Source organism: Flavobacterium sp. FlaQc-48 (assembly GCF_044007335.1).
Lineage (GTDB): Bacteria > Bacteroidota > Bacteroidia > Flavobacteriales > Flavobacteriaceae > Flavobacterium.
The window spans coordinates 234800-261221 of record NZ_JBIPCR010000003.1; the positions used below are offsets into that span (position 1 = coordinate 234800).

The window sequence follows — 26422 nt, forward strand, 5'->3', positions numbered from 1 at the left end:
AATAAAGACAAAAGATATACAGTTTATTATGGTTAAGATAAAAAATGAAACTAAGAGAAACAGAACGTTTCATATATTAATAACAATTATTGCCTGCGTATTGGTGGCAAGCGGAATCATTTTAGGGATTTGGTTTTATGTATTCAACAGAAACCACGAAGAAACCAATGACGCTCAGGTCGAGCAATACGTAACGCCTATTATGTCGCGTATTACGGGTTATGTGCAGGAAGTTCGTTTTGATGAAAATCAGTTTGTACATAAAGGAGATACTTTGGTCATTATCGATAACAGAGAATACAAATCGAAACTGAATGTGGCTTTGGCCGATGTTCAAAGCGCGAAACAAAGCAGCGTTGTGGCCGAGAAAAATGTAGCTACAACAGCCAGTTCAACCGTAATTGGAGAATCGCAATTGGCGGCAGCCAAAACCAATCTTTGGAAAACAAAATTAGAATACGAACGTTACCAGGCTTTGGTAAAAGACGAGGCTGCGACATCGCAACAATTAGAAAAAGTAAAAGCAGATTACGAATCGGCTCAGGCACATTTTCAGGAAATGCGAGACAGGATTCAGTCTTCGAATTTAAGTACTTCTCAGGCGCAGGCAAACGTTCCTACGATGCAAACCAATATTGCTTCAAAACAGGCTGTGGCAGATAATGCAGCATTGTTTCTTTCGTACACCATAATTACCGCGCCTTATGACGGTTGGGTGGGTAAAAGAACTTTGCAGCCGGGACAATTGGTAAAAGAAGGCCAATCGTTACTTTCAATCGTAAGCAAAGAAAAATGGATTACGGCCAATTTTAAAGAAACGCAACTACAATATTTAACCGTGGGGCAGGAAGTGAGAATTCAGGCCGATGCAATTGATGGTAAAGAATTTACAGGAATAATAACTTCGCTATCACCTGCAAGTGGTGCGAGATTTTCATTATTGCCTCCGGACAATGCAACAGGAAACTTCGTGAAAATCGAACAAAGAATTCCGGTTCGTATTCAATTGAAAGAAACGGATAAACACGCTGATTTTTTAAGAGCCGGAATGAATATCACCGTTATTGCGGAACACAACTAAAATGGAAGATAAAAGTATTTTTAAATCCTGGGTTCCCAAATGGGCAATCATTATTATTTTGTTTGTCTGTTTGCTGCATTCCATGATTTTATTGGGAGTTTATACTTCAAACGTAACCTATGCGGCAAGTTTTCTGGACATTGAGCCGGAAGATTTGCAGTTTGCAATGTGTGTTACGTATGGAACTTTGCTGGCCACGATTTTGATAGAAAGTAGATTTTCGAGTTTTTTTCCTGCAAAAAATTACCTGATGGCGGTGTATTCCTTAATTGGGATTACGATTATTTCATCGGCGTATATTACCAATTTTTATCTGTTTTTATTGCTGAGAGTGGCCGAGGGAATCTTAATGGCGCTTCCGGTTATTACAATCAGGCAATTATTGATCGAGCAGTTTCATTCTAAAAATGCCATTATAATTGGCTTCTCCTTTTATTACGGTTCACTGTTATTGTCAACGCCGTTTATTATGAATATTGCTGTTTGGTTTCTGGATCATTACGATTGGAAATATATGCTGTATGTTTCAGGAGGGCTTCAGGTTTTGAATGTCTTTTTGATTCTGGTGACTTTTCGCGGGCACAGAATCACCAAGAAAATTCCGTTGTATCAAATCGACTGGATCAGTTATATTTTGGTTTTAACGGCAATTCTCTGTGGCGCTTACTTTTTTGTTTATGCCGAAAAAAAATATTGGTTTGACTCTTCTCAAATGGTTTTAATGTTGATGATTGCCTTGATAACAGGAGGTTTATTCATTTTTAAAGAACGTTTGGTAAAAAGGCCTACTTTTGATTTTGAAGTCTTTAAATACGCGAATCTGCGTATTGGGTTTTTGTTGTTCTTTCTTTTTTATATCAGCAGGGCAACGTTGAGTCTTTGTCATTCGGCGATGTATTCAATCTGGAATTGGGATCCGTCCCGGGTTGCCGGAGTACAATACATAAACGGGTTAGGAAACGTAATAGGGCTTATTTTGGCTGCTTTTTTTCTGATGAAATCCGTTTCGACCAAGCTTATTTTTATAATAGGATTTTCGCTTATTGCGTTGTTTCATTTTTGGTTTACGTTTCTTTTTGTGCCGGATGTAGCGTTATCCGATATTATCATTCCGTATATTTTGCAAGGTATTGGAGTCGGGTTTTTGTTTGTGCCGTTAATATTATTCACGACATCATCTGTTCCGGCAAAAATGGCGGTTTCTTCAGGAATTGTTGGGGTTTCAGGACGTTTTTGGGGAAGTACGATTGGTTTTTGTGTCATGCAGAATGCCATGGTATTTTTAAACAAAAAACACTTTCTCAAACTAAGCCAATTCGTAACCGGAGATAACCCGCAAGCGCAGGAAACGATTACCAAAACAGCCCAGAGTTTCGCGGCAAAAGGATATTCGCTTGACGAGTCGAATGCCCTCGCCTTAAAAAAAGTCTTCGGAACCATCACCAAGCAATCGACTTTACTGGCCGATATGGAAATTTATACCATTGTAGGCTACGGATTGTTAGTTTTGATTATTCTTATTGCGTGCAATCAGCATTTAAGACAAACAATGACTTTGGTGAAAAGTAAGGTTTGGATAGGGTAAGTTTCTTTTAGTTTCAGGTTTCAGGTTTCAAGTTTTTTCTCAGTTTATTTGTCATCCTGAGGAACGAAGGATCGCACACGATTTACCGCAAACATAATCGCCAATCTTTGTCGAGCTTCTTGTGCGATCCTTCCTGCGTCAGGATGACAAACTGTACGGTTAATGATTACTTTAACAAAAACTCAGCGAATCTCTGCGAGAAACTCTGTGCAACTCTACGGAAATAATTATCTTGCAACCGTTAAAAAAACAAAATATACAATGAAACAGCAATGTGTGATTTTTGATATGGATGGCGTGATTTCTCACACCAATCCGCATCATGTAAAGGCTTTCGAGGCGTTTTTCGATAAATATCAGGTTCCTTATACCAACGAAGAGTTCGAAGAACATATGTACGGAAAACACAATAGTTATATCATGTCGCATTTCTTCAAACGGCCAATCGCCGGAGAAGAACTTACAAGGCTTGAAGATGAAAAAGAAGGAATGTTTCGTGAAATTTATAAAGACAAAGTCGATACGATCCCGCATTATTTAGAGTTTTTAAGCGAATTGAAATCCCGTGGTTTTAAAACCGCTGTTGCAACATCTGCGCCACGTGCGAATCTTGATTTGATTATAGATACCTTAAAAATTGCTGATAAAATGGATTCTATGATGTCAAGCGAAGACGTAACGTTTCATAAACCCAATCCCGAAGTTTATTTAGAATCTGCCAAACGTGTTGGTGTTGCGCCGTCTGATTGTGTGGTTTTCGAAGATTCTTTTTCGGGCGTTACAGCCGGACTAAATGCCGGAATGAAAGTCGTGGGCGTTTTGAGTACACATACAAAAGAACAGCTTCCGCCATGTAGCTTTTATATTAATGATTATAGTGAAATTAGTGTTGATAAGATTCTGGAGCTTTTGAGTGAAAAGTAATTTGTAAAAAGTGAATTGTGAAGATTTGAACCATATAAGCGATATAAGTTCATTTAAATACAGTATGCCTTTGTCAAAGTTTAAAACTTTGACAAAGGTTTTTTTATTCAATCCACTGTCCTTCATTAATCTTTAAATCTAAATACTGTCCGGTATGCGCATTATAGGTTAGTTCCTTTGAAAGAAAGACGCCATGGGGTTTAAATTCCTGATTAATGAATTTCCAAATCAAAATGTTTTTATTGGGATCATAATACATTTCTGTTTGTGTTTTTTCATTGTAAAACTTTTTGGCAATGGCTTTGTTTTTAATTTTTTTAAAAGAGACAAACTCATTGATTTTTAAATTGTTTTTAGGAAAGTTTATTTCTTTAATTATGTTGCCAAATTCGTCCAGTTCAACATTAGAGGCATATTCCCCAATTCCTTTTTCTATGTTCGAATAAGCAAAACATAAATAATAATGATATCGTGTAGTCATTTTAAAATTTCTGGAATGTTTTTTAGCAGGAATGCTGTCTAGTACTTGTCCTTTTTTGAAGTAAATATTTTTGTAAAATTTTTCACCTACTCTTAGACGTATATATTCTTTAACTTTTTGTGATATAATTGCAGGTAAATCAACATCAAGATTTCGGGGTTCTTTTGGAATATAAGCGCCAAAGCTAAAATAGGGGCAAGGTGAAACAAACACGTCTTTTGGGAATGATTTGCAATTGCAGTTTGGGTTGGGCTTTAATTTTATGATTAAAGTGTCATTGTTTTTTAAGTTTAATTCCTGATCAATTTTTACAAATCGAGAATCGTCCAGATATAAACGATATGTTTTAAGGCTATCCAATTTTAAATTTTTTAAGTTATAAAAGCCGTTATGTTCATCAATGCCTAGATGATGCATAATATCATCCTGATCTAATAAAAAATAATTGAAATGCCTGTTTTTTTCTTCATCCGGTTCAACTTTAATTATAGTCTGAGAGAACGAAGTTAGAGAGTAAAGCAGGATTATTATTTGAATTGTCTTTTTCATCTTAATAGATTTATTTAGGCTGGTTGTAAAATTAAAGATAGAATTAAAAAATAGATTGTTATTTCGATATTTTTATAAACAAAGCATTGCTAAAGAATAAGATATAAGCAAAATTTGAATTGCCTTCAGTTTTAACTGAAGGTTTTTTATGTTTAAAGAAAAGGCCTTAGCTAAAATTTGATTTTATATATGAAAATAATAATTAAAGTTGAAGGCATATATGAGTTCAAATGCAAATAAGTTTTGAGGAATTTTGCTTTTTTAAACTTTAAAATTATGAACAAAAATCATCTGTCCAAAGAAGTTGAAATGAGATTAAAAGATTTTTTTACTGATGTTATGGATCCTGAAGATATGGCAAAGGCACTACGACAGGTAAACTTTACACTTTCTTTATGTATCATGCGAGGATGCGAAACAGTTGGGTCTGAAATCAAAAATATGGAGGATAATTTTTATTGGCTCAATAAATTAGCCGAAGCTTTAGATCCTTATTTAGATGTTTGATCAACTTTGCGTTTAAATGGATTTTAATCCATCTTCTGCAATTATAATCGACCTTTTTTGTCATTCTGAGGAACGAAGAATCGCATCCAATATTCCGCACAGGGTGTGCTCAGCGCGTGTGATTCTTCGTTCCTCAGAATGACAAACTTTGCGTTTAAATGGATCGAAATCCCTTGCTGTTAAATACTCATTCCTCTGGAATTTTCTAAAAAGTTCAAGAAAACGTGAAGTATAATAAAACAAAAAAGCTTCTGATTTCTCAGAAGCTTTTTTTAAGTGCATATAATAATATTTTTAATGTCTTGAATAGTTGATATGAAAAACTTTTTATTTTGTTGTCACGTACTTCCCTTTAATAACTGAGTCGACAAATAATTCTAAGTTGCTTTGCATCATTGAATTTGTTAAGATCATGGTTAATTTATTCTTAGGATCTTCGTTTAATATAATTACTGCTTCGAGTATTTTTTTTAGTTGGTTGGAAGAATAGAATGCATAAGAATTATAAATTGTATAATTGTAGTATTTAAAATTTATACTTTCTAAAATTTGTGTTGTCTTTTCTGATGTCCAATTATTTTCTATCGCATAGTTCTTTACTTTTTTTGTACAATAATCAATGAAGTATTTTTCATGTTTTGTTGCTGAAATTATTTTATCAATTAAAATGTTATTGCTTTCTTTTGGCATTCCCATTGGAGGAGGATTTGTCTGACCAATTGTGGTTAAAAAACATAATAAAAGACTAAAGGTTAGGATAATATTGATTTTTGTTTTCATGATTTGAAAGCTTGATAGTTGATGTGAATATTATTTTAAAGAAGACATAAAGTACAATTTGTATAAAACAAAAAAGCTTCTGATTTCTCAGAAGCTTTTTTTCAGTGCGGATAATAGGACTCGAACCTACACGCCTTGCGGCACCAGATCCTAAGTCTGGCATGTCTACCAATTTCACCATATCCGCTCAATTGTGGGTGCAAAGATAAACATAAGTTCTATATTTCAAAGCATTTTTTGAAAAAAAATATTAATTCTCTTTTTTGTATTTTTGAAATTCTATAAAAATAATTGAAATGGAAAATATAAAGTCTTACGTTCAACAACATAAAGATCGCTTTATCAATGAGTTGATCGAATTATTAAAAATTCCGTCGGTAAGTGCCGACACTGCATATTCGCAAGATGTTATCGATACTGCCGAGGCAGTAAAGGAAAGTTTATCAAAAGCAGGCTGCGATTTAGTCGAAATTTGCGACACTCCGGGGTATCCAATTATATATGGAGAGAAAATAATCGACCCCAATTTACCTACCGTTCTTGTTTACGGACATTATGATGTTCAACCGCCAGATCCAATCGAATTATGGACATCGCCACCATTTGAACCCGTAATCAAAAAGACCGAAATTCATCCGGAAGGCGCAATCTTCGCTCGTGGAGCCTGCGATGACAAAGGACAAATGTACATGCACGTAAAAGCCTTAGAGCTTATGGTGCAAACCAATACTTTGCCTTGTAACGTAAAATTCATGATCGAAGGCGAAGAAGAAGTAGGTTCAGCAAGTTTGGCCTGGTTTGTAGAACGCAATCAGGAAAAACTAAAAAACGATGTAATCCTTATTTCAGATACCGGAATGATCTCGAACCAACAACCGTCGATCACGACAGGTTTACGTGGTTTAAGTTATGTAGAGGTAGAAGTTACAGGTCCAAACCGTGATTTGCATTCAGGTTTATACGGTGGAGCAGTGGCGAACCCAATAAATATTCTGGCAAAAATGATCGCTTCTTTGCATGACGAAGACAATCATATTACCATTCCTGGTTTCTACGATAAAGTACAGGAATTATCTGCAGAGGAAAGAGCCGAAATGGCAAAAGCACCTTTTAGCTTAGAAAAATATAAAAAAGCCCTAGACCTAAACGATGTTTATGGCGAAAAAGGATATGTAACCAACGAACGCAACTCAATCCGTCCAACATTAGACGTAAACGGAATCTGGGGCGGATACCAGGGCGAAGGAGCAAAAACGGTAATTGCAAGCAAAGCTTTTGCTAAAATCTCTATGCGTTTGGTTCCAAATCAGGATTGGCATGAAATCACAGAATTGTTTACCAAACATTTCCTAAGCATTGCACCGGCCGGAGTTACTGTAAAAGTGTCGCCACATCATGGTGGACAAGGTTATGTAACACCAATTGATAGTATTGGATATAAGGCAGCCAACAAAGCCTATACAGAAACGTTTGGAGTTCCTGCAATTCCGGTTCGTTCCGGAGGAAGTATTCCAATTGTGGCGTTGTTTGAGAAAGAACTAAAAAGCAAAACCATCCTTATGGGCTTCGGTTTAGATTCTGATGCGATTCACTCACCAAACGAGCACTTCGGGATCTTCAATTTCTTGAAAGGAATTGAGACTATTCCGTTGTTTTACAAATATTTTGTAGAGCTTTCTAAATAGTTTAACCGCAAGGGCGCTAAGGTTTCGCAAAGCACGCAAAGTTTATTTTCCTAACAGGTTTTCAAAACCTGTTAGGTATCCAAATACAATCCGTTTATTCTTTAAGAGTAAGCGGATTTTTTTATGGGTGTTCAAAGGTTTAAAAAAGGTTCAGAGGAGCAAAGGGACAAAGTGACAAAGGTTTTTCTCATCAGAATTGAATAGGCTTCAGCTAAAGCTAAGGCCTTTTGAACGTTCTGAAACCTGAAACCTGAAACCTGAAACTTGAAACAAAAAAACGCTAAACTTTTTTCTTGCACATTAAAAAAATAACTCTACATTTGTAGAACAACATCTATAAACGTAGAGTTAAACTAAAAATATGAAAAACCTTCTTTTACTATTTTTTTGCGGAATGATACTTTTTAGTTGTAAAAGCAAACCCATCAATCAGAAAATTGATAAGAAGAAAGAAGGACTTTGGATTGATAATTACAAACAAGATAGTACGACCTATAAATCTTTCGAATATTATAAGAATGACCAACCGGTAAAAAAGTGGAAATCCTACATCAACGGAAAAATCTATAAAACCGAAAAATACAAAAACGGAATCTGCATCGTAAAATATTATTATGAAAATGGAAAACTACAATCAAAAGGAAAAACAAAAATCGAAGTCGATACTGTAGAAACACATTGGTTTTATTTTGGCGATTGGAAATTCTACTCCGATAAAGGAAAACTAACCGAAATTAAAAAGTATAACAACGGCGATTTGATTTCGGAACAAACAATACAATAGCCCACAGGTTTAGCGGATTAAATGGATTGATGCGGATTTTTTTTTAGAATATAGAATATAGAATATAGAATATAGAATATAGAATATAGAATATAGAATATAGAATATAGAATATAGATTGATCTTAATCACTCTAATTAGTGGCAAAAAAACTCAGCAACTTAGAGCCTTAGTAACTTAGAAACTTAAAGAAATGCAATTATCAAATTCAGAAGAACAATTAATGGAGCATCTCTGGAAGCTTGAAAAAGCTTTTATGAAAGATTTGCTCGAAGCGTATCCGGAACCAAAACCGGCAACCACAACCGTTGCAACGCTTTTGAAACGAATGATCGACAAGAAATTCGTAGCGTATAACGAATTCGGAAATTCTCGGGAATATTATCCTTTGGTCGAAAAGACCGTTTATTTCTCGAAACACGTCAACGGATTAATCAGCAGTTTTTTTAATAATTCGGCATCACAATTTGCTTCTTTTTTTACGAAAGAAACCAATTTAACGACTTCGGAATTAGAAGAACTAAGAAAAATAATCGATTCAGAAATTCAAAAAAAGAAAAAATGATATTCTATATTTTAAAATCAGGAATACTGCTTTTGGTTTTTTATGCAGTATATAAATTGTGGTTAGAGAACGAAAAAATGTTTGGTTTTAATCGCATTTATTTGTTAGCAAGTTTGGTTTCTAGTTTTGTGATTCCGTTGAAGCTTATTTCGTTTACTTCTGGTTTTTCCAATAAAATTGGATTCATTCAGCTAGAAGAATTGGTAATTCAAAAAAGTAGTGAAAATTTAGAAACAATTTCATTCAATGATTTTGCATTTGTTTTAATTAGAGTTGTTTATGCTCTTATGGTTTTGATGTTAACAATTCGCTTTGTCCTGAATTTGTATTCATTTTATAACAGAACAAAAAATAATCAGCTACAATTTGTGCAGGGAGAAAAAATAGTTTTAATCGAAGAACCAGTTTTACCACACTCTTTTTGGAAATCTATTTTTATCAATAAAAACGAATTCGAGAACGGCAAAATTCCATCAGAACTAATAGCGCACGAGAAAGCGCATTTGCAGCAAAAACATACTCTGGATATTCTTTTTGTTGAAGTTTTGCAGATTGTCTTTTGGTTCAATCCGTTGCTTTTACTTTATAAAAGAGCGATCAAACTCAACCACGAATTTCTGGCCGATGAAGCGGTAAATAAACAGTTTGGAGCTGTTAGAAATTATCAAAATCTGTTGCTTGAATTTGCTTCAAATAAAAACACCATTGCTTTGGCAAGCAATATCAATTATTTAATAACTAAAAAACGTTTACTTATGATGACCAAAAAAGAATCTCCGATTAAAATTGTACTAAAAGTATTTAGTGTAGGTGTAGTTTATACTTTCTTGTTGTTTGTTTTTAGTACAAAAACAATAGCTCAAACAGAAAAAGCTTCGCCAAAAACGCCAGATGGATTTGCTGTTAGTTATGACACCACCAGCACAAAAGAACCTGAGTTCCCGGGTGGATTAGAAGAATTTTACAAATTCATAGGCAAAAACTTCAAAATGCCCGCAGAAGCTTCTAAAAGTAAAATTAATGGAAAAGTAGAGATGTCATTTTCAGTAGAAAAAGATGGGACTTTGTCTGATTTTAAGATTGAGAAAGATCTGGGTTTTGGCCTTGGTGAAGAAGCAATTCGTGTCCTAAAACTTTCTCCAAAATGGATTCCGGCTTCTAAAGAGGGTAAACCAGTAAAAGTTTTATATAGTTTACCGATAACCATTCAGGCTGAGAAATAAGTTTTTTTTAAGGTTCAAAGGAACAGAGTGGCAAAGGTTCAAGGGTTTCTTTTGGATATGAATAGCTCCAGCTTTAGCTGGAGTTTTTTTTTGAGAAAAGAAGCCATTTCCTAACAATCTATTTTACCCCGGCTAAAGCCGGAGCCTATACAAAAAACCTCTGTCCCTTTGAACCTTTGCAACTTTGAACCTTTAAAAAAAAAATCCGCCTCTAAAAAATCTAGAAGCGGATAAAATTAAAAACTAAAAAAAATTCTAAAAAACTAACAAAACCGGACCTAAAATAAGTCCGGATTATATCCAAAATAGGGCATGTTTTGTTCGTTGAAAATCACCCCATATTCTTCTAACTCTTTTAAAATAGGCAAATAAACTTCTTTCTTTATCGGAAGTTGTACGCCCGGAGTTGTAATTTTTCCGTTCAAAATCAATAATGTTGCCATGGCAACCGGTAACCCAACCGTTTTTGCCATTGCAGTATAAGTCTGATCGTCGCCAATACAAACCATTTTTGAATCTATTTGCTGTTTTTTGCCATTGAGTTCGTATCCAAATTTGTGATACATGACAATCATATCTTTATCGTTGGGTTCTAAAGTCCAACTGTCTGATAATATTTTTTCTAATATCTGGGCAGGAGTGGCATTGGGTAAATTGACTTTTTTATCCGGATTAAATAAATCCAGTTCCAGGAGTTTATCCCACATGATATCGTCCTGATCGATTTTTAAAATCAATCGCGTTTTAATTTCTACAGAATCAGTTGGATGATATGGTAAAAAGGAGTTTACAAATTGGCGGTAACTCATATTTTCAGAGTCTTCCATGATATAACTGTCATCCGTCATCCCAAGTTGAACAAACATATTCCATGCTTTAGAATAACCCACTCTTCTAATCGTTCCGCGATATAAAGTCAGGATATCATCTAAACCATAAATCGATCTGTATTTAAGCGAATCCCGATTCGAATAGGCTTCAAATTTTCCGTAACCTTCCACTTCCAGAAATTCGGTTCTGCGAAAAACCGTTCCGTACGGAATATATTTATAAGTACCTTCCTGAATAAATTTTGCTGCACCGCCTTGTCCGGCAAGAACCACATTTCTGGGTGCCCAGGTAAATTTGTAATTCCATAAGTTGTTATCACATTCGGGAGCAACCAATCCGCCGCAAAAGGATTCAAAAAGCAGCATATTGCCCCCTTTCTCCCTAATTTCGTCAATAACTTTCATGGCACTCATGTGGTCGATTCCGGGATCCAGGCCAATCTCGTTCATAAAAATCAAATTGTTTTTCTTTGCCTCTTCGTCTAGTGCCTGCATTGCATCACTTATATACGAAGCGGTAACAAGATGCTTTTTGAAGGCAAGGCAGTCTTTGGCAATTTCGATATGCAAATGAGCCGGCAACATCGAGATTACGATTGAGGCTTTTGCAATTGCCGCTTTTCTCTCTACGGTATCAAAAATATTTAGAGCAATGGGAGTGGCATTGGGGTGTTTTTGCGTTTTTTTTTCGGCTAAAGCCAAAGACAAATCGGCTACAACCAGGTGTAGATCTTCAGTTTCTGACTTTGCCAGTAAATATCGTATTAGTGACGAGGCAGATCTACCGGCTCCAATGATTAAGATGCTTCTCATGTTTTAAATATATAACACAAATATATTAAATTGTTAAATATATAACAATTTTAATTTTCTAAAAATGCACTATTTTTTATTTTGAAGCTAAAATATAGCAGATATCTTTTTATGAAAATATTTTCGAAAACTAAAAAGCTTTTTAATTCGGTTTGAAGTATTTTTGTGTAAAATTTGAAAGTATAGAAACTATGAAAAGAAAATTTGTTTTGGCAGGAGCTTTTATGGGAATGTTAGCTATTATTTTGGGTGCATTTGGGGCTCATTTACTGAAAAAATATTTATCTGTTGAAGAGTTAAATACTTTCGAAGTGGGTGTTCGATATCAAATGTATCATGCCTTGTTTTTACTCTTTCTTTCTACCAGAAAAGACATCGTCGAAAAAACCTTAAAAACGATCTATAATTTAGTTGTTGCAGGTGTGGTTCTTTTTAGTGGTTCTATTTATTTGTTAGCAACGAAAAATCTTACAGTTTTTGATTTCAAAATTATCGTATTCGCAACACCTTTGGGTGGTTTTTTATTAATTATTGCCTGGGCAGTGTTATTTGTTACGATTTTGAGGAGAAAGTCATAAAATCTCAAATAAAAAATTCTATCTAAAAATTAATCTTTAATTTTGTCACATAAATAACATATGATCTTATTTATGTGAATTTATCTTGTTTTTTACTTTAATGTGTAAAGAATATAACAAATTCATTAAATTTTATTATAAGAAAACAATTTAAAAGCGGTTATTTTTTTATTTAATTGATTTTTAAGGTTAAATTTTACTTTTTTAATATAAATAAAAGTGAAATTGAAATAATTTTAAAGGATTAATAATAAATTCTATAATTTTGCTTTTTATTAAACATCACACACAACTTAAAATTATGGACAGTCACACAGTTTTCACGCAATCGATTTCGTTAAATGAATTAGGAATTGAAAATGCAAAAGTTCGCTACCAATTATCTGCTGATGAATTGCATGCGATCACTTTGCAATTGGGCCAAGGTGTTGAGAACTCTACAGGCGCATTGGCAATTAATACGGGTGAATTTACAGGACGTTCTCCTCAGGACCGTTTTATTGTAAAAGACAGTATCACAGAAGATCAGGTTTGGTGGGGAAATGTAAACATTCCTTTTGAGCCGGCCGCTTTTGAAAAATTATACAATAAGGTAACTCAGTTTTTATCCAATAAAGAAGTTTTTGTACGCGATTCTTATGTTTGTGCTGATGCCAACTATAGATTAAATGTTCGTGTGGTTACAGAAACTGCCTGGTCTAATTTGTTTTGCTACAATATGTTCTTAAGACCGGAAGAGTCAGAATTAGCGAATTTTACTCCTGAATGGACTGTAATCTGCGCTCCAAGTTTTATGGCAGATCCTGCTGTAGACGGAACGCGCCAATCTAATTTTGCTATTTTGGATTTTACTAAAAAAGTAGCGCTTATTGGCGGAACAGGGTATACAGGAGAAATGAAAAAAGGGATTTTCTCTGCTTTAAATTTTGTTTTACCCGTTTTCGAGAATACTTTGCCAATGCATTGCAGTGCCAATGTTGGTGAAGACGGAGATACAGCGATTTTCTTTGGATTATCAGGAACAGGAAAAACAACTTTATCTGCAGATCCTGCACGTAAGCTAATTGGAGATGATGAACACGGCTGGACTGCAGAAAATACCGTTTTTAACTTTGAAGGCGGCTGCTATGCAAAAGTGATTAATCTAACAGAAGAAAACGAACCGGATATTTTTAGAGCTATTAAAAAAGGCGCCCTTTTAGAAAACGTAGTTTTCAAATCGGGAACAAACGAAGTTGATTATGATGATGTTTCCATCACTCAAAATACACGTGTAAGTTACCCAATTACACATATCGATAATATTCAGCCGGGATCTATTGGTCATAATCCTAAAAATATATTTTTCTTAACGGCAGATTCTTTTGGAATTTTGCCTCCAATCTCAAAATTAACTCCAGGTCAGGCAGCGTACCATTTTATCTCAGGATATACGGCAAAAGTTGCAGGAACAGAAGCAGGTGTAACAGAACCACAACCTAATTTCTCAGCTTGTTTTGGGGCACCATTTATGCCTTTGCACCCAACACGTTATGCTGAAATGCTGACTAAAAAAATGAAAGATGCCGATGTAAAAGTCTGGCTAATTAACACAGGCTGGACTGGTGGAGCATACGGAACCGGAAGCCGTATGAAACTAAAATATACCCGTGCCATGATTACAGCTGCATTAAACGGGGAACTGGATAATGTAGAATATAAAAATCATAAGGTATTTGGAATCGCAAAACCACAATCTTGCCCTAATGTTCCGAGTGAAATTTTAAATCCTAGAAATACTTGGGAAGATCCTGAGTTATACGATAAAAAAGCAATTGAACTGGCGCAGAAATTCAAAGCCAATTTTGCCAAATTTGAAGAGTTTGCCAACGCTGAAATTTTAGCCGGAGCACCGATTACAGAATAAGGAAGATTACTAATTCAAACTAAAAAAGCTGTTCATTATGAACAGCTTTTTTTTTGGTTTCAGGTTTCAAGTTTCAGGTTTAGTTTGAACCTGAAACAAAAAAACTATTTTTTAACTTCGTCAATATGTTTCTGAATCAAATCCCAGGCATAATAATGAAAAGTCATTCCGTTGCTCATGGCTACAAAAAGTCCGTTTTTAAAACTTCCTCCTAAATTTATGCTGGTTACATCAGCACCATCACATTCAATAGTCGATGTTGGGATTTCTGCCAATAAAGGATAATCGTTCGGATTGCCTTTTGCACCTTCTCTTGGATATACCATAAAAGTATTGGCCTGCTGGTTTGATACTAAAATATATCCGGTAGAATCAGTTTTTTTATAAATCGCAATTCCTTCATTATCGGCTTTAAAACCTGTTTTTCCAAAAATTGTCAGTTCCTTATTGTCATTTAGAGCAGGATCGGCTTTGTATTTTCTGATCCCAAATTGTTCGTCGCAATACAAAACAGTTCCTAATTCGTTATCAACTGCGATGGCTTCGATTTCTTTCTTTCCGCTATAAGCGCCAAACTTGCGGATTACTTTTGCTGTAGCGAATTTTCCATTTCCTGAAAGTTCATATTGCCATAAATAACTTCCTGAGGGTCCTGATTTTCTCCCTACAATCGCGAAGATTTTACCGTCACTTTTTCGGGTATACAAAGCGATTCCCATTGGGTCGCGTAATGCTGAACCTTCAAAAACAGCAATTCCGCCGTTGTCAATTGCTTTTAAATCCGGCAAACTAAAAATTCTGATTTTGTTTGATTCGCGTTCTGTGGTTACGGCAACATCAACTTTTTTTCCTTCGATTACTAAACCGTAAGCGATATCTACATTGTTTGGTCGTTTTAGCACTTCAGATTTTGCAACGATTTTTCCCTTTAAATCAAAGGCATACAAAGCACCATCAGTATCTTTATCTGTTCCTACAATAATACTTTTAGAGGCATCAGTTGGGTGAATCCAGATCGAAGGATCGTCTGTATCGTGAGGTAAAGCTTGAGTAACAACAGTTGGTTTTACTGCATTTGCAGCAACTGGAGCTAATTTATCATCTTTACAAGCTGTGAATAAAGTGCTTAAAAGTAAAAATGTTATTATAGATTTATTTTTCATTATGGATTTCATTTGAATAAAATTAGACAGAACCGCTAAGTCCTGCCTAATTTAAGAATTTTATAAATGGATTATTACAAGTCAAGTTTCAAACCAAAATTATATCGGGCCTGATAATACTCTGCTTGTTTGGTATGCGCCTCAACTCCCTGGTAGTAACGTAAAGGCTGGTTAGTTAAGTTATTAGCTTCGGCAAAAAGACGAAGTTTTGGTGTAATTTTAAAAGAAGCATTGGCATCTAAGAAAAACTGTTTGTCGTAATAACTGTCTTTGTATGATTCTGAACCCAATTCATCTAAATAATCTGAAGTGAAATTGGTTGAAACTCTTGCAGAAAAACGTTTGTTTTCCCAGGACAATGATCCGTTGAACATGTGTGGCGTTGTTCCCGGAAGACTGATGTTATTTCTTTCGTTTCCATCTTCATCGGCAATTCCTTTTGCTTTAGATTTGGTGTAAGTGTAGTTTAAATAAATACCAAATCCTTTTAGGAATTTGCCCGGAAGAAAATCTAACTGGCGCTGAAATGCGACTTCAAAACCGTAAACATCAACTGTATCTCCGTTTCTTGATTGTAAAAATGACCAGTTTTCACCCGCTGGGATTGGATTGGATTGGTTTGGAAAATCAGCAGCAAATTTTGCAGCATCGTATTGATTGTCGCTGTAATTGTAAATGAAATTATCCAATCTTTTGTAGAATACGCCTCCTGAAATTAATCCCACAGATTTGAAGTAATTCTCGGCCATGAAATCATAGTTGTATGAATAGGTGGCATCAAGATCCGGGTTTCCGGCTGTAATTTCTTTATCAGCGGCAATATTGTTTACGTAAGGAGCTAATGCGTAATAATTTGGTCTTGCTAAAGCCGTTGTAACAGCCGCTCTTAAAACTAAATCTTTGGTAGCATTATATTGAAACGAAATACTTGGCAATAAATTAGTATACGAATTTGTAGTGTTGATTTTACTTTCTAATTCTTCTTCATCCAAAACACGATTTCCGGTATAATCAATATGGGTATTCTCTACACGGAAACCTAAAACCATAGATAGTTTATCGTTAAAATCCTGATCCCATCTTACATAAGCGGCATAAATACTTTCTTTAGCATTATAATTTACGGCTAAAAATTCTGCCGGATCTGCTGATTTATTGAATAAGGCAGCATTGTTTAAATCTAAACTTCCCAAAAAATTGGCAGAGGCAAAACTTCCGGGAACATATTTACTTCCGGGATTAAAGTTTTGTCCATCGTAGTAACTGTTTGGAACTTGTGATAACAAAGCCATATCAGTATTGATTGGCGTATAAGCATAGAAATTGTTATCTCTTTCTTTTTCTTTTAGTCGAAGTCTAATTCCTGTTCTCAATCTGCCTTTTTCAGAAGGAATAATGGTAAAAGGAAAACGAATGTTTACTTTGGCCCCAAATTCACTTTCGCTGGTTTCATCTGTGTTTTCAGTAACGGTTTGAAATTTGAATTTATCCAGCGATTCTCCGGTTGTTGTGATTAAAGGAAATCTGATATCGGATAAATCCTGAGTCATATCCAATCCTTTCTGACGGTATTCTATATAACGTTCTCCCGGACGGTATTCTCTTGCTTTTGCATAATTGGCAGACCAGTCTAAATCTAATTTTGAGTTGATTAAATGTTCTCCGCGAATCGAATAGTTCTGCACACGCTGATCTTCTAATCTGCGGTTTTTATCACGATCATTATCAATTCCACCTTTTGTCTGACGTTTTACACGACCTTCAAAACCTGTAATCTGTTCTCCGTTATAAATAGGTTCGATATCATCATAAGTCGTTCTGAATCGGTTTTCTCTGTCATCTCTCCAGTTGTAAATGGCATTCGCAAAAATGGTATTGTTTTCGTCAAATTTATAGTCTAGTGCTACAGATCCGCTGCGACGAATGCGTTGTACATCATACTTTCTAATTTCTGATGCTTGTAAATATTCATTTCCAAATTTATCTTTTACCCATTCGTTTTCGATATTATCAGATCCGTAGTTTACATTATTATACGATCCGCTAAAAACGGCACCTAATTTATTGTCCAGGAAACGATTTCCGTAAACTAAACCAGCTGTATATGTAGCGTGTTCGCGAATTGGCATATAACCACCGGCAAGCGTTGCTGAGATTCTTTCGCCATTTGGAGTTGCTCTGGTTACTAAATTCACAGAGCCTCCAATCGCATCGGCATCCATGTCTGAAGTTAAGGTTTTGTTGACTTCAATAGTAGAAATCATATCAGACGGAATCAAATCCATTTGTACGTTTCTGTTGTCTCCTTCGGCAGAAGGGATTCGGTCACCATTTAAGGTTACCGAGTTCAATGATGGAGCCAAACCTCTAATGATAATATTACGCGCTTCACCCTGATCATTTTGCATGGTAATACCGGGAACGCGTTTTAGAGCATCTCCAACATTGGCATCAGGAAAACGGCCCATCTGATCAGATGAAATAATGTTTCCGATGTTTTTACTGTTTTTTTGTTGGTTTAGTGCTTTGGCCTGACCTTTTAAAATGTCTCCAACCACCACTTCATTCAACTCAGTTCCTGAAGTTTTAAGCGCAAAATCAATCACATTATTTTTACCTTGTTCTACTGTTATTTCCTGAGTTATGGCGGTATATCCTATATATTTTACTTCTACTTTGTATGTTCCAACATTAATGTTCAGTAATTCAAAACGACCATTGTAATCGGAAACCGTGTATTTGTTTTCACCTACAACTTGTATCATCGCTCCCGGTAAAGGAAGTTTGTCGTCAATATCTAATACTTTTCCCGAGATTATTGCTTTTTGGGCATAACCTGAAAAGGCTAATAGCATGAATGTTACTACTAAATAAATTTTTTTCATTGTGTTTTATTTTGTTTTGTTGCGAAACTAGAACCTTAATGTTACTAAAGGCGTTCAAAAAAATTAACATAGTGTTATGATTCCCTTTCAACATTAGAAATAGATTAATGTTAAAATAACATTTAATAAATAAGGAATTTTTATGGGCGCAACTAAAAACAAATCAACTATTTACCTCATAATTAAATTTTTGGCGCTAAATTTGCCCTATCACACGAGCCTATAGGGCGAACTGACGAAATAATCATCAATCAAAAATCATCAATCATGTTAAAGCAATTTTTCATCCTATGTTCCGGAGCCGACCGAGACTTACTCGAAGGCTGTTCTGAAGGCGAGCAAACCAAATATGTTGGTATTGGCGCCACCGTTTTTTTTACCGCCGTTATGGCTTTTCTAGCGAGTGCTTATGCGCTTTTTACCGTTTTCGATTCTATTTATCCTGCTTTAATCTTCGGATTTGTGTGGAGTTTACTGATCTTTAATTTAGACCGCTTTATTGTTTCGACAATCAAAAAAAGAGATCGTTTTATGGATGAATTTCTACAAGCGACTCCTCGAATTATGCTGGCGATTATTATTGCCATCGTAATTTCTAAACCTTTAGAGATTAAAATTTTCGAAAAAGAAATCAATACTGTTTTATTGAAAGAAAAAAACGAAATGGAATTGGCCAATAAAAAACAAGTTGGTAATTATTTTAAATCAGATTTAGATAAAAACAAGGCTGAGATTGCGGCTTTAAAAACAGATATTGTAAATAAAGAAAAAGAAGTAAATGCTCTTTATTCTACTTACATCACAGAAGCCGAAGGAACTACCGGAACTAAAAAACTCGGAAAAGGTCCGGTTTATAAAGAGAAACGTGAAAAACACGATGCTTCTTTAAAAGAATTTGAAACTCTAAAAGCAACAAACGAAGCTAAAATTGCTGAGAAAGAAAAAACAGGCAAACAATTACAAGCCGATTTAGATAAAAAAGTATCGCAAACACAGCCTATTATTGAAGGTTTTGACGGATTAATGGCCCGTATTAATGCATTGGATAAATTGCCCTGGCTGCCTTCGTTTTTTATCATGTTGTTGTTTCTGGCGATTGAAACGTCTCCAATTATAGCCAAATTATTAGCTCCAAAAGGCGAATTTGACTTTAAACAGGAAGAAGCTGAAACAGCAATGAAAGCGACTCTTACGCAAAATAAATACCAACGCGAATTATTGGTGAAAACCAGTGCTCAAATGCACGACAGAGTTTATGCTGATATCGCCGAAGATAAAAACCTATACGATTTGCAACGTAAAAATGCAAAAGAGTTATTAGAACTGCAGTCGAATAGTTTTGTAGAAAAGCAGAAAGCGACTCTTTAAGTCTGAAAGTACTTCGACTTATATAAAAAAGAAAGCCAGAAAATATTATTCTGGCTTTTTTACTTTAAAAACTTTATGACTTTAGACTTTCAGACTAAATTACATGTAACTCAATATTTCTTTTTTGTAAACATCATATTCCCCTTGCATGATTAATCCGTTGTCAAGTAATTTTTTGTAATTCTGTAACTTATCAAAAAGTTCTTCTTTAGACAATTCGCTTAATTTGCGATCTCCCGTAGAAGCCGGTGTTGGTTGCTGAATTGGCTCGTAAGTTTCGTATGGTGTTGTCGCAGGTAAAATTTCTGCATAATTCGTTACCTCTTCAGTTTCAACTTCTTCTACTTCCTCTTCTAAATCATCTTCTGCTTCTATCGTTTGAGCAGGTTCTACAGGAGCCTGGTTCACTACAGGATTTTTAAGTAAATCTAATTGTTCTTTAGCGTACGTATAAATTTTTCTCGCCTGAGTTTTAGGAATATAATCTATTGAAATCGTTAAATCTGTTGTAGTGCCAAAAGAAAATTCAGAACCTAAAATGTTTTCTTTTACAAAAGTGCTTGTAATATCATCCCAGGTATAATCTGTAAAATCCATTGAAAGACCTAAATTTTTAGGTTTGCACATGATAATACGTTTATTAGTCAAGATAATACTATCTGGAAAAACAGTAATTGCTGGTTTTTTTTGAACTGCAATATAACCTATTTCTTCGTTTTTCATCAATAAATCATTGAGTTTCGAAGTGATTTTTTCAATCGCTTTTGGGTCTTGTTCTTCGTTCAGAAATTTTTTAAATTGTTCTTTCATGGTTGTATAAGTTGCTAAGTTATCTAGTAACTAAGTTGCTAAGTTTTTTTCTTATGATGCAAATGTAATGCCTAATTTTCTAATTCAATAATTTCATTCTGAATTTTCTTTGTCAAACTTTTGAAAACCAATTCATACGAATGATCGATTAATTCTTTGACCAAAGTATTCGATAAATTTCCGTTTAAGGCAATCGTATTCCAATGTACTTTGCTCATATGAAATCCCGGTTTTATCTCATCATATTCGGCACGTAATTCCTGAGCCCTTTCAGGATCGCACTTTAAATTGACAGACGGCTCGTTTTTCTCCCATTGAGAAAGCGAGGATAAAGCAAACATTTTTCCGCCTACTTTAAAAACCAAAGTATCTTCATCAAAAGGAAAATGTTCACTAACCCCTTTTTTTGAAAGACAATATTCGTAATACGTTTCTAAATTCATCTTATTTTTATTTACCAATTTCACCTAAATGAGTGTATTTAAAACCCTTTTCATATTTTAAACCATAACCAAAAACCCGATCCATTGCCGAATGTGAAAATAAAATAATTCCGGCTAACTGGATAGCTTCAAGACTCAAATAACATCCTAAAGCATACACTAAAAGTGCAATTCCTTTATGATGAAATACATTGTAGCAAAGTGCACCGCTTTTGTTTCCAAATAGATAACCCAGCATTGACAAATCCGGAGTTAAAATTAAAACTAAAAACCACCACCAGTCAAAAGTTAAACGATTGAATAAAAAAATTCCGAGAATAAATAAGGCTAATTCTTCGAGTTTGATAATTGTTTTCATATTTTCTTTTCCATCATTTTTTCCGGATATTCCAGAGCAGTAAAACCAAATTTTTCATATAAAAAGTGAGCATCAGTTGTGGCCAGTCTCCAGATTTTAATGTCTTTAAGGATCGCTTCATTCATCATTGTTTCAATTAAAATAGACGAATATCCTTTTCCACGATGCTCTTCGGCAATAAAAACATCCATTACATAACCAAAAACCACATAATCTGTAATGACCCTTGCAAAGCCAATTTGTTTGTTGTTTAAGTAAATCCCAAAACAAACTGATGCATTAATTGTAGTCTGAACTTCTTCTATTGTTCTTCCCGCAGCCCAATAAATATCCTTCAGAAAGTTTTGTATAAAGGGAATGTCAAGTTTAGCTTTATCTGTTGATACGGTTATCATTAGTATTCAGTGTTTATTTTAAGTTTTTAGTAAAAAGCTACACTCTAAAATCTGCAATTTTAAATAGTATGGGCTTGCTTGGGCTTGCATCATTTTCAAACGAAGCGATTTGAAGATTTAGTATATATTCTCCATCTTCTATTTCGTCCGGAACGTAAATCATCTCAGTAATCGTTGCATTCAATCTCGCATCAGAGTTTAAGTGTAAAGTGTCTTTTACGTTCCAGAATGCTTTGTGTGCCAGTAATTTTCCTTCGTCATGTTCTTTGTCCACACTTGGTAAATCAATCAATAAATGCTGAATTTCGCTTTCGCGGATGAATATTGCGGCTTCCTCAGACAAATAAGGCGGATTTGTATTGGAATATTTTCTTGACTTCTTGTCTTTTGGGTTGGGAATTGTTCTGATGATTAGAGCTTCGGTTTTTTTATTTACTAAAGCCGAAACCTGCTCTTTCGTAATTACCAAATCTTCTCCGATTTTTTCAGGTTCAACCGTAATTAGTTTTGCATAAAAGAAGAACTGTTTTAAAGATTGATTAATGCTGTAAAAATTATGGGTAATATGACCTAAACATTCCGTGTGAGTACCATGCCCATGCGGATTGAAGAAAATATTATTGAAATTGGTAGATGATTTTCCCTCAGAAACTTTCCCGATCCATTCTCCAAAAACTACGGGTTCAATAACCGGTTTTTCGATGTACCACGCAATTGGGTTTTCGTCTGTATTTGTTAATGCAATCGAAATGTCAATGGGTTTTGATAAGTCTATTTCGAAGTTGTTGATTTTTGCTATCATGATTGTTTAACCGCAAGGTTCGCTAAGGTTTACGCAAAGGGCGTAAAGTTTTTTTAAAGATTGTTTACAATTCTTCTGACACCATTTTTTATTAAAACTACATTGAAATTTATTAGTAAGCCTAATTTGCAATTTGTTAATTTTAAATAAGTCAGTAGTTGTGCAAAATGAATTTCATTTAATGCATCTACTGATTTTATTTCCAAAATTAATTTATTTTCGACTATTATATCCACTCGATAACCAATATCTAATTTTATTTCTTCGTAAATTAAAGGTAGAGGTTTTTGTTTTTCAATTTGTAGACCTAATTTTTTTAATTCATAAAAGAGGCATTCTTCATAAGCACTTTCTAAAAGTCCGGGACCTAGAGTTTGATGAACTTTTAAAGCACAGTTGAATACAATTCGTGATAATTCATTTTCTGACATGAGTATTAATTATAATATTAATACTCAAATGTAGCACTTAAAAATATTTTATATAAATTTATTCTTACAAAAAACATAGCGTCCTTTGCGTAAACCTTCGCGAACCTTGCGGTTAAACCCTTACTCCAAATTTAGGTAAAACAGATCACTTGCAATTCCATCTGTCAAAAATTTTCCTTTTGCGGTTGGTTTTAGGATATTATTTTCAATTGAAAGCAATTCATCATTTAAAAATTTCTGGCTTTGGTTTTTGAGATAATCAAGATATTCCAAGCCAAATTCAGTTTCGATTCTTTCTAAGGAAACACCCCAGATGGTTCTCAAACCGGTCATAATATATTCGTTATAACGATCAGAAATGGTGAGGGTTTCAGTTTCGATTGGAAGTTCATTGTTCTGAATTGATTTTAAGTAAAGCGAATTATTGGCAATATTCCAGCCCCTTTTTTCGCCATCATAACTATGTGCCGAAGGACCAATGCCGATATATTTTTTACCCAGCCAATACGCCGAATTGTTTTTAGAGAAGTAATTTTCTTTCCCGAAATTGGATAATTCATAATGGATAAAGCCATTTTTTTCAAGTGTTTCAACTAAAATCATGAAATGATTAGAAGCCACTTCGTCTTGTGGTTCAGCAATTTTCCCGGTATCGATTAGTTTTCGTAAAGCCGTTTTGGGCTCAACTGTCAGGGCATAACTCGAAATATGGGGAATACCAAACGACAACGCGGTTTCAATATTTTTCCTCCACATTTCATCTGTCAATCCCGGAATTCCGTAAATTAAATCGAGCGAAATATTATCGAAATATTTACTCGCTTCTGTCAGGCAATTTATAGCTTCAGTTGAATTATGCGCACGATTCATCATCTTTAGCTCTTCTTCATAAAAAGACTGAATTCCAATGCTTAAACGGTTTACAGGACTTTTTGATAGTTCAATAATTCGTTCTGTAGACAAATCATCAGGATTGGCTTCGAGGGTTATTTCGGGATTTTCTACGACGCTATAATTTTTATAAACTTCAGAAATTAAAAAGTTAATTTCGTCATTACTCAATACTGACGGAGTTCCTCCACCGAAATATATGGTTTCTACAACTTCATTGGAAAACTCATTTTTGCGCATGACAATTTCTTTGGCTAAAGCCAAAACCATTTCGTCTTTCTTTTTCATCGAAGTCGAAAAATGAAAGTCGCAATAGTGGCAAGCCTGTTTGCAAAAAGGGATATGAATGTAGATACCGCTCATTTTATAGTGTTCAATTTTATTTATAAGAGCAGTTTTCTCTTTTCTTGATCTTTTTTATGCCAATAAATGAATTGTTCTAAATTTTCCTCTAAACTATTTTCATCAACATCAGAAAATTTATATGTCAGAAGATCTATACTTTTAATCAATTCAGGGTTAAATTCATTTTCTTTTTGATAAATAAAATCAACATCCACTAGTTGATTCATATACTCATAATCTTTATACTCTAGAGGGCCGAAATAAGAATTATTCCAGAAACTGGGAAAATTTCTAACTAAAAGTTTGATGTTTTCTTCATCAATTATTGTTGATCTTATATGGTGGTTGTATTCTTCATTATTGCCTAATTTCCAATAGTGCATAATCATTTTATTAGGTACATTGTTGGGGTTTTTATATACTGGATTGCCAGCACTAAAAGTTGTTTTAGCTTTGGATATAATAAGTTTTTTTAAAGATTCTTTAAATAATTTATTGTCATTAAATTTTCTAGTGAAATGTGATAGCTGATAGATGTCCAAATTCTTTGCTAGGGATACTGCTATTTTGGTATTGTCATTTGTAGCATCTTTGTCTAAAGTTGATGCTGTTAATTCAATTAATCTTAATCGATAATCAAGGCCATATAGGTCAAATTTTGAATTAGGAATAAGTTTTAAATTATTAAACAAAAATGAATAAAAAAAGTTGCGTTCATTTTCCTCTGCCAATTCTTTGATTATCAATTCGATTCTGTATAATACCTTGTAATGTTGGGTTTCGTCTAAAAATAAATCTTTAAATAATAAAATTAGATTTGTAGAATCATTATTGCTTATTAAATTTTCAATCGAATTAAGTTTTAATACTGACGTTTTTCTAATATTGTGGAATGAAAAATATTTTTCATAATGCCCCAGTGAATTAATTTTTGATTGTTTATCTAATAATTCTAAATTAGGCTTTCCTCCTGTAATGGTAGGACCATTGCTATATAAAGGAAATAAGTTGTTGATTATGATAATGACACTTTTAAATTTTTCGAGAAGATATTTTCTACTACCATTTATGTTTTCGTTTGAGCTATAATCATCATTAAAATTGATAGTTCTATCAAACTCCTGAATTCCCGATTTTGGATGATAACTTTTCATAAAATTATAGCATTCTCCATTTTTAATTTTAAGATATTCAATCCAAAATAAGTCCCTTAAATTAACTTCATCTCCTATCGCAAATGCTCCAAGAAAAAAACTATTTAAAACTCGAATTATTTCTCTAGGCGAGCTAAACAAATCGGATGAAAACTCCATGTCTATTTCCTTAAACATCTCCTGAGTTTTTGTGTTATTGCTTAAACTTAAATTAACTTTGATTTGTTCAAGTTTTTTTCTAAAAAATTCTCTTAAATCAGCATCTTCTATTTTAGGTAAATGAATAGGAATGTTAATTATTTTTTCTAAAAAAAAATGGCCGTCTTCGATATCATCACCATAACGATTTTTAATTGCTTTAGCGACATGGTCGCTATCAATATTGACAATGAAAATAAAATTGCTAAAATTAGCATTTAGTTTTATTAATTTTAAAATAGTATAAATTTCTTCTTTATCTAACCTATCTAAATCATCAATAAATACAACAACTTTAAAATTTGATAATTTTATTTTATTATTGACCTTATCTTTTAATAAATCAAGAGTCAATTTTTCACCTTCCATGTCTTCTCCTAAAGCTTGGAAAATTTCACTAGCATCAAATGAAACTTCACCATTGAATATTTTAGGTAAACCAACAGTTGCGGATATTTTTACAGCTTTTAAGTATTTACTATATTTTGAAATCCATTTACCAACTTCTTGAAGATTTGTGTTTTCTTGAACGTAGAATTTTTTTGATAAAGCGTCAAAAAAATCAAATAACATCTCATCTTCACTAGAATATCTCCAAGGATTGAAATGAAATTTTAGATATTCTTTATCTCCGTCACTTTTTTCAAAGTGATCAATTTTATTTTCAATTAAGTTTAAAAAGGAAGTTTTACCTTCTCCCCATTTTCCATAGATACCTATAGTAATTGGTTCTGGATTACTAGAGTTTAATTGAATTAATTTCTGAACTTTTTCTGCATAAAATTTAAAATTAAATAAATCTTGCTGAGGATTATTTATTGCACTATCATCTAAAAAATGAATATTATTTGACATATTTTGACTATAATTGATTTAATAAATAACTGT

Annotated in this window: 24 protein-coding genes and 1 tRNA gene; 11 read left to right on the top strand and 14 right to left on the bottom strand. The window is 33.9% G+C overall.

The genetic code is table 11. The annotated features are described in order from the left end of the window. Nucleotides 1–28: 28 nt before the first annotated feature. The 3 genes from ACHRWY_RS06370 to ACHRWY_RS06380 all read left to right on the top strand — a co-directional run bounded on the left by ACHRWY_RS06370 (nucleotide 29) and on the right by ACHRWY_RS06380 (nucleotide 3590). On the top strand, nucleotides 29–1081 hold the full coding sequence (locus ACHRWY_RS06370) for an HlyD family secretion protein (RefSeq protein ID WP_395353421.1): 1053 nt from the start codon (nucleotides 29–31) through the stop codon (nucleotides 1079–1081). A gap of 1 nt (nucleotide 1082) precedes the next feature. Beyond that, nucleotides 1083–2666 carry an MFS transporter gene (locus tag ACHRWY_RS06375; RefSeq protein WP_395353422.1) on the top strand — a complete coding sequence of 528 codons (1584 nt, stop codon included), beginning with the start codon at nucleotides 1083–1085 and terminating at the stop codon, nucleotides 2664–2666. Nucleotides 2667–2927: 261 nt separating this feature from the next. Beyond that, nucleotides 2928–3590, top strand: a complete 663-nt coding sequence (locus ACHRWY_RS06380; protein WP_395353423.1) for an HAD family hydrolase — start codon at nucleotides 2928–2930, stop codon at nucleotides 3588–3590. A 103-nt stretch (nucleotides 3591–3693) separates the two neighbouring features. Here the strand turns inward: ACHRWY_RS06380 and ACHRWY_RS06385 are convergent, their stop codons facing one another. Then, nucleotides 3694–4620 (bottom strand): hypothetical protein, encoded by a 927-nt coding sequence (locus ACHRWY_RS06385; protein WP_395353424.1) that lies wholly within the window; start codon nucleotides 4618–4620, stop codon nucleotides 3694–3696. Nucleotides 4621–4896: 276 nt separating this feature from the next. On the opposite strand from ACHRWY_RS06385, the gene ACHRWY_RS06390 reads away from it, so the two are divergent. Continuing rightward, entirely contained in the window at nucleotides 4897–5127 is a 231-nt protein-coding gene (locus ACHRWY_RS06390) for a hypothetical protein (protein WP_395353425.1), read from the top strand. 327 nt (nucleotides 5128–5454) lie between these two features. On the opposite strand, the gene ACHRWY_RS06395 is transcribed toward ACHRWY_RS06390, so the two are convergent. Together ACHRWY_RS06395 and ACHRWY_RS06400 are read right to left on the bottom strand one after the other, a co-directional pair. Then, on the bottom strand, nucleotides 5455–5907 hold the full coding sequence (locus tag ACHRWY_RS06395) for a hypothetical protein (RefSeq protein WP_395353426.1): 453 nt from the start codon (nucleotides 5905–5907) through the stop codon (nucleotides 5455–5457). Between the two features lie 105 nt (nucleotides 5908–6012). Next, nucleotides 6013–6094 (bottom strand) — tRNA-Leu (locus ACHRWY_RS06400). A 109-nt stretch (nucleotides 6095–6203) separates the two neighbouring features. On the opposite strand from ACHRWY_RS06400, the gene ACHRWY_RS06405 reads away from it, so the two are divergent. From ACHRWY_RS06405 to ACHRWY_RS06420, 4 genes are all read left to right on the top strand, one after another. Then, nucleotides 6204–7592 (top strand): dipeptidase, encoded by a 1389-nt coding sequence (locus tag ACHRWY_RS06405; protein ID WP_395353427.1) that lies wholly within the window; start codon nucleotides 6204–6206, stop codon nucleotides 7590–7592. A 361-nt stretch (nucleotides 7593–7953) separates the two neighbouring features. Then, nucleotides 7954–8376, top strand: coding sequence for a hypothetical protein (locus ACHRWY_RS06410; RefSeq protein ID WP_395353429.1), 423 nt, complete (start codon nucleotides 7954–7956; stop codon nucleotides 8374–8376). A gap of 193 nt (nucleotides 8377–8569) precedes the next feature. Then, entirely contained in the window at nucleotides 8570–8941 is a 372-nt protein-coding gene (locus tag ACHRWY_RS06415; RefSeq protein ID WP_056244584.1) for a BlaI/MecI/CopY family transcriptional regulator, read from the top strand. Beyond that, nucleotides 8938–10164: a M56 family metallopeptidase gene (locus ACHRWY_RS06420; protein WP_395353430.1), complete on the top strand. Its 1227-nt coding sequence runs from the start codon at nucleotides 8938–8940 to the stop codon at nucleotides 10162–10164. Before ACHRWY_RS06415 ends, ACHRWY_RS06420 begins: the two co-directional genes overlap by 4 nt. Before the next feature lie 278 nt (nucleotides 10165–10442). Here the strand turns inward: ACHRWY_RS06420 and ACHRWY_RS06425 are convergent, their stop codons facing one another. Continuing rightward, nucleotides 10443–11807, bottom strand: a complete 1365-nt coding sequence (locus tag ACHRWY_RS06425) for a saccharopine dehydrogenase family protein (protein ID WP_395353431.1) — start codon at nucleotides 11805–11807, stop codon at nucleotides 10443–10445. Between the two features lie 191 nt (nucleotides 11808–11998). Between ACHRWY_RS06425 and ACHRWY_RS06430 the strand changes: the two genes are divergently transcribed. Beyond that, the gene (locus ACHRWY_RS06430) at nucleotides 11999–12385 is read left to right on the top strand and encodes a DUF423 domain-containing protein (protein ID WP_395353432.1); all 387 of its coding nucleotides are present in this window, start codon (nucleotides 11999–12001) and stop codon (nucleotides 12383–12385) included. Between the two features lie 301 nt (nucleotides 12386–12686). Next, a complete protein-coding gene (gene pckA / locus ACHRWY_RS06435; RefSeq protein ID WP_395353433.1) occupies nucleotides 12687–14291 on the top strand; it encodes a phosphoenolpyruvate carboxykinase (ATP) in 1605 nt (534 codons plus the stop codon). 104 nt (nucleotides 14292–14395) lie between these two features. Here the strand turns inward: pckA and ACHRWY_RS06440 are convergent, their stop codons facing one another. Together ACHRWY_RS06440 and ACHRWY_RS06445 are read right to left on the bottom strand one after the other, a co-directional pair. After that, nucleotides 14396–15454: a phytase gene (locus ACHRWY_RS06440; RefSeq protein ID WP_395353434.1), complete on the bottom strand. Its 1059-nt coding sequence runs from the start codon at nucleotides 15452–15454 to the stop codon at nucleotides 14396–14398. A 74-nt stretch (nucleotides 15455–15528) separates the two neighbouring features. Beyond that, nucleotides 15529–18339 (bottom strand): TonB-dependent receptor, encoded by a 2811-nt coding sequence (locus tag ACHRWY_RS06445; RefSeq protein WP_395353435.1) that lies wholly within the window; start codon nucleotides 18337–18339, stop codon nucleotides 15529–15531. 267 nt (nucleotides 18340–18606) lie between these two features. Here ACHRWY_RS06445 and ACHRWY_RS06450 point away from each other — a divergent pair, with 267 nt between their 5' ends. Next, a complete protein-coding gene (locus ACHRWY_RS06450; RefSeq protein WP_395353436.1) occupies nucleotides 18607–19707 on the top strand; it encodes a DUF4407 domain-containing protein in 1101 nt (366 codons plus the stop codon). 99 nt (nucleotides 19708–19806) lie between these two features. Here ACHRWY_RS06450 and ACHRWY_RS06455 read toward each other — a convergent pair whose 3' ends face one another. The 8 genes from ACHRWY_RS06455 to ACHRWY_RS06490 all read right to left on the bottom strand — a co-directional run bounded on the left by ACHRWY_RS06455 (nucleotide 19807) and on the right by ACHRWY_RS06490 (nucleotide 26389). After that, nucleotides 19807–20517 (bottom strand): PH domain-containing protein, encoded by a 711-nt coding sequence (locus tag ACHRWY_RS06455; RefSeq protein ID WP_395353437.1) that lies wholly within the window; start codon nucleotides 20515–20517, stop codon nucleotides 19807–19809. A 71-nt stretch (nucleotides 20518–20588) separates the two neighbouring features. Further along, on the bottom strand, nucleotides 20589–20960 hold the full coding sequence (locus ACHRWY_RS06460; RefSeq protein WP_065449175.1) for an MmcQ/YjbR family DNA-binding protein: 372 nt from the start codon (nucleotides 20958–20960) through the stop codon (nucleotides 20589–20591). A gap of 7 nt (nucleotides 20961–20967) precedes the next feature. Next, nucleotides 20968–21318 carry a DUF4260 domain-containing protein gene (locus tag ACHRWY_RS06465; protein ID WP_395353438.1) on the bottom strand — a complete coding sequence of 117 codons (351 nt, stop codon included), beginning with the start codon at nucleotides 21316–21318 and terminating at the stop codon, nucleotides 20968–20970. Further along, nucleotides 21315–21713 (bottom strand): GNAT family N-acetyltransferase, encoded by a 399-nt coding sequence (locus ACHRWY_RS06470; protein WP_395353439.1) that lies wholly within the window; start codon nucleotides 21711–21713, stop codon nucleotides 21315–21317. Before ACHRWY_RS06470 ends, ACHRWY_RS06465 begins: the two co-directional genes overlap by 4 nt. Before the next feature lie 37 nt (nucleotides 21714–21750). After that, nucleotides 21751–22515, bottom strand: a complete 765-nt coding sequence (locus ACHRWY_RS06475; protein WP_395353440.1) for a cyclase family protein — start codon at nucleotides 22513–22515, stop codon at nucleotides 21751–21753. A 53-nt stretch (nucleotides 22516–22568) separates the two neighbouring features. Further along, the gene (locus ACHRWY_RS06480; protein WP_395353441.1) at nucleotides 22569–22946 is read right to left on the bottom strand and encodes a GxxExxY protein; all 378 of its coding nucleotides are present in this window, start codon (nucleotides 22944–22946) and stop codon (nucleotides 22569–22571) included. A gap of 120 nt (nucleotides 22947–23066) precedes the next feature. After that, nucleotides 23067–24200, bottom strand: coding sequence for a radical SAM family heme chaperone HemW (gene hemW, locus ACHRWY_RS06485; RefSeq protein WP_395353442.1), 1134 nt, complete (start codon nucleotides 24198–24200; stop codon nucleotides 23067–23069). A 20-nt stretch (nucleotides 24201–24220) separates the two neighbouring features. Further along, the gene (locus ACHRWY_RS06490) at nucleotides 24221–26389 is read right to left on the bottom strand and encodes a P-loop NTPase fold protein (protein ID WP_395353443.1); all 2169 of its coding nucleotides are present in this window, start codon (nucleotides 26387–26389) and stop codon (nucleotides 24221–24223) included. Nucleotides 26390–26422: the final 33 nt, after the last annotated feature.

Coding starts and splice junctions, on each gene's coding strand:
- ACHRWY_RS06370 (WP_395353421.1), top strand. CDS start 29: ATGGTTAAGATAAAAAATGAAACTAAGAGAAACAGAACGTTTCATATA.
- ACHRWY_RS06375 (WP_395353422.1), top strand. CDS start 1,083: ATGGAAGATAAAAGTATTTTTAAATCCTGGGTTCCCAAATGGGCAATC.
- ACHRWY_RS06380 (WP_395353423.1), top strand. CDS start 2,928: ATGAAACAGCAATGTGTGATTTTTGATATGGATGGCGTGATTTCTCAC.
- ACHRWY_RS06385 (WP_395353424.1), bottom strand. CDS start 4,620: ATGAAAAAGACAATTCAAATAATAATCCTGCTTTACTCTCTAACTTCG.
- ACHRWY_RS06390 (WP_395353425.1), top strand. CDS start 4,897: ATGAACAAAAATCATCTGTCCAAAGAAGTTGAAATGAGATTAAAAGAT.
- ACHRWY_RS06395 (WP_395353426.1), bottom strand. CDS start 5,907: ATGAAAACAAAAATCAATATTATCCTAACCTTTAGTCTTTTATTATGT.
- ACHRWY_RS06405 (WP_395353427.1), top strand. CDS start 6,204: ATGGAAAATATAAAGTCTTACGTTCAACAACATAAAGATCGCTTTATC.
- ACHRWY_RS06410 (WP_395353429.1), top strand. CDS start 7,954: ATGAAAAACCTTCTTTTACTATTTTTTTGCGGAATGATACTTTTTAGT.
- ACHRWY_RS06415 (WP_056244584.1), top strand. CDS start 8,570: ATGCAATTATCAAATTCAGAAGAACAATTAATGGAGCATCTCTGGAAG.
- ACHRWY_RS06420 (WP_395353430.1), top strand. CDS start 8,938: ATGATATTCTATATTTTAAAATCAGGAATACTGCTTTTGGTTTTTTAT.
- ACHRWY_RS06425 (WP_395353431.1), bottom strand. CDS start 11,807: ATGAGAAGCATCTTAATCATTGGAGCCGGTAGATCTGCCTCGTCACTA.
- ACHRWY_RS06430 (WP_395353432.1), top strand. CDS start 11,999: ATGAAAAGAAAATTTGTTTTGGCAGGAGCTTTTATGGGAATGTTAGCT.
- pckA (WP_395353433.1), top strand. CDS start 12,687: ATGGACAGTCACACAGTTTTCACGCAATCGATTTCGTTAAATGAATTA.
- ACHRWY_RS06440 (WP_395353434.1), bottom strand. CDS start 15,454: ATGAAAAATAAATCTATAATAACATTTTTACTTTTAAGCACTTTATTC.
- ACHRWY_RS06445 (WP_395353435.1), bottom strand. CDS start 18,339: ATGAAAAAAATTTATTTAGTAGTAACATTCATGCTATTAGCCTTTTCA.
- ACHRWY_RS06450 (WP_395353436.1), top strand. CDS start 18,607: ATGTTAAAGCAATTTTTCATCCTATGTTCCGGAGCCGACCGAGACTTA.
- ACHRWY_RS06455 (WP_395353437.1), bottom strand. CDS start 20,517: ATGAAAGAACAATTTAAAAAATTTCTGAACGAAGAACAAGACCCAAAA.
- ACHRWY_RS06460 (WP_065449175.1), bottom strand. CDS start 20,960: ATGAATTTAGAAACGTATTACGAATATTGTCTTTCAAAAAAAGGGGTT.
- ACHRWY_RS06465 (WP_395353438.1), bottom strand. CDS start 21,318: ATGAAAACAATTATCAAACTCGAAGAATTAGCCTTATTTATTCTCGGA.
- ACHRWY_RS06470 (WP_395353439.1), bottom strand. CDS start 21,713: ATGATAACCGTATCAACAGATAAAGCTAAACTTGACATTCCCTTTATA.
- ACHRWY_RS06475 (WP_395353440.1), bottom strand. CDS start 22,515: ATGATAGCAAAAATCAACAACTTCGAAATAGACTTATCAAAACCCATT.
- ACHRWY_RS06480 (WP_395353441.1), bottom strand. CDS start 22,946: ATGTCAGAAAATGAATTATCACGAATTGTATTCAACTGTGCTTTAAAA.
- hemW (WP_395353442.1), bottom strand. CDS start 24,200: ATGAGCGGTATCTACATTCATATCCCTTTTTGCAAACAGGCTTGCCAC.
- ACHRWY_RS06490 (WP_395353443.1), bottom strand. CDS start 26,389: ATGTCAAATAATATTCATTTTTTAGATGATAGTGCAATAAATAATCCT.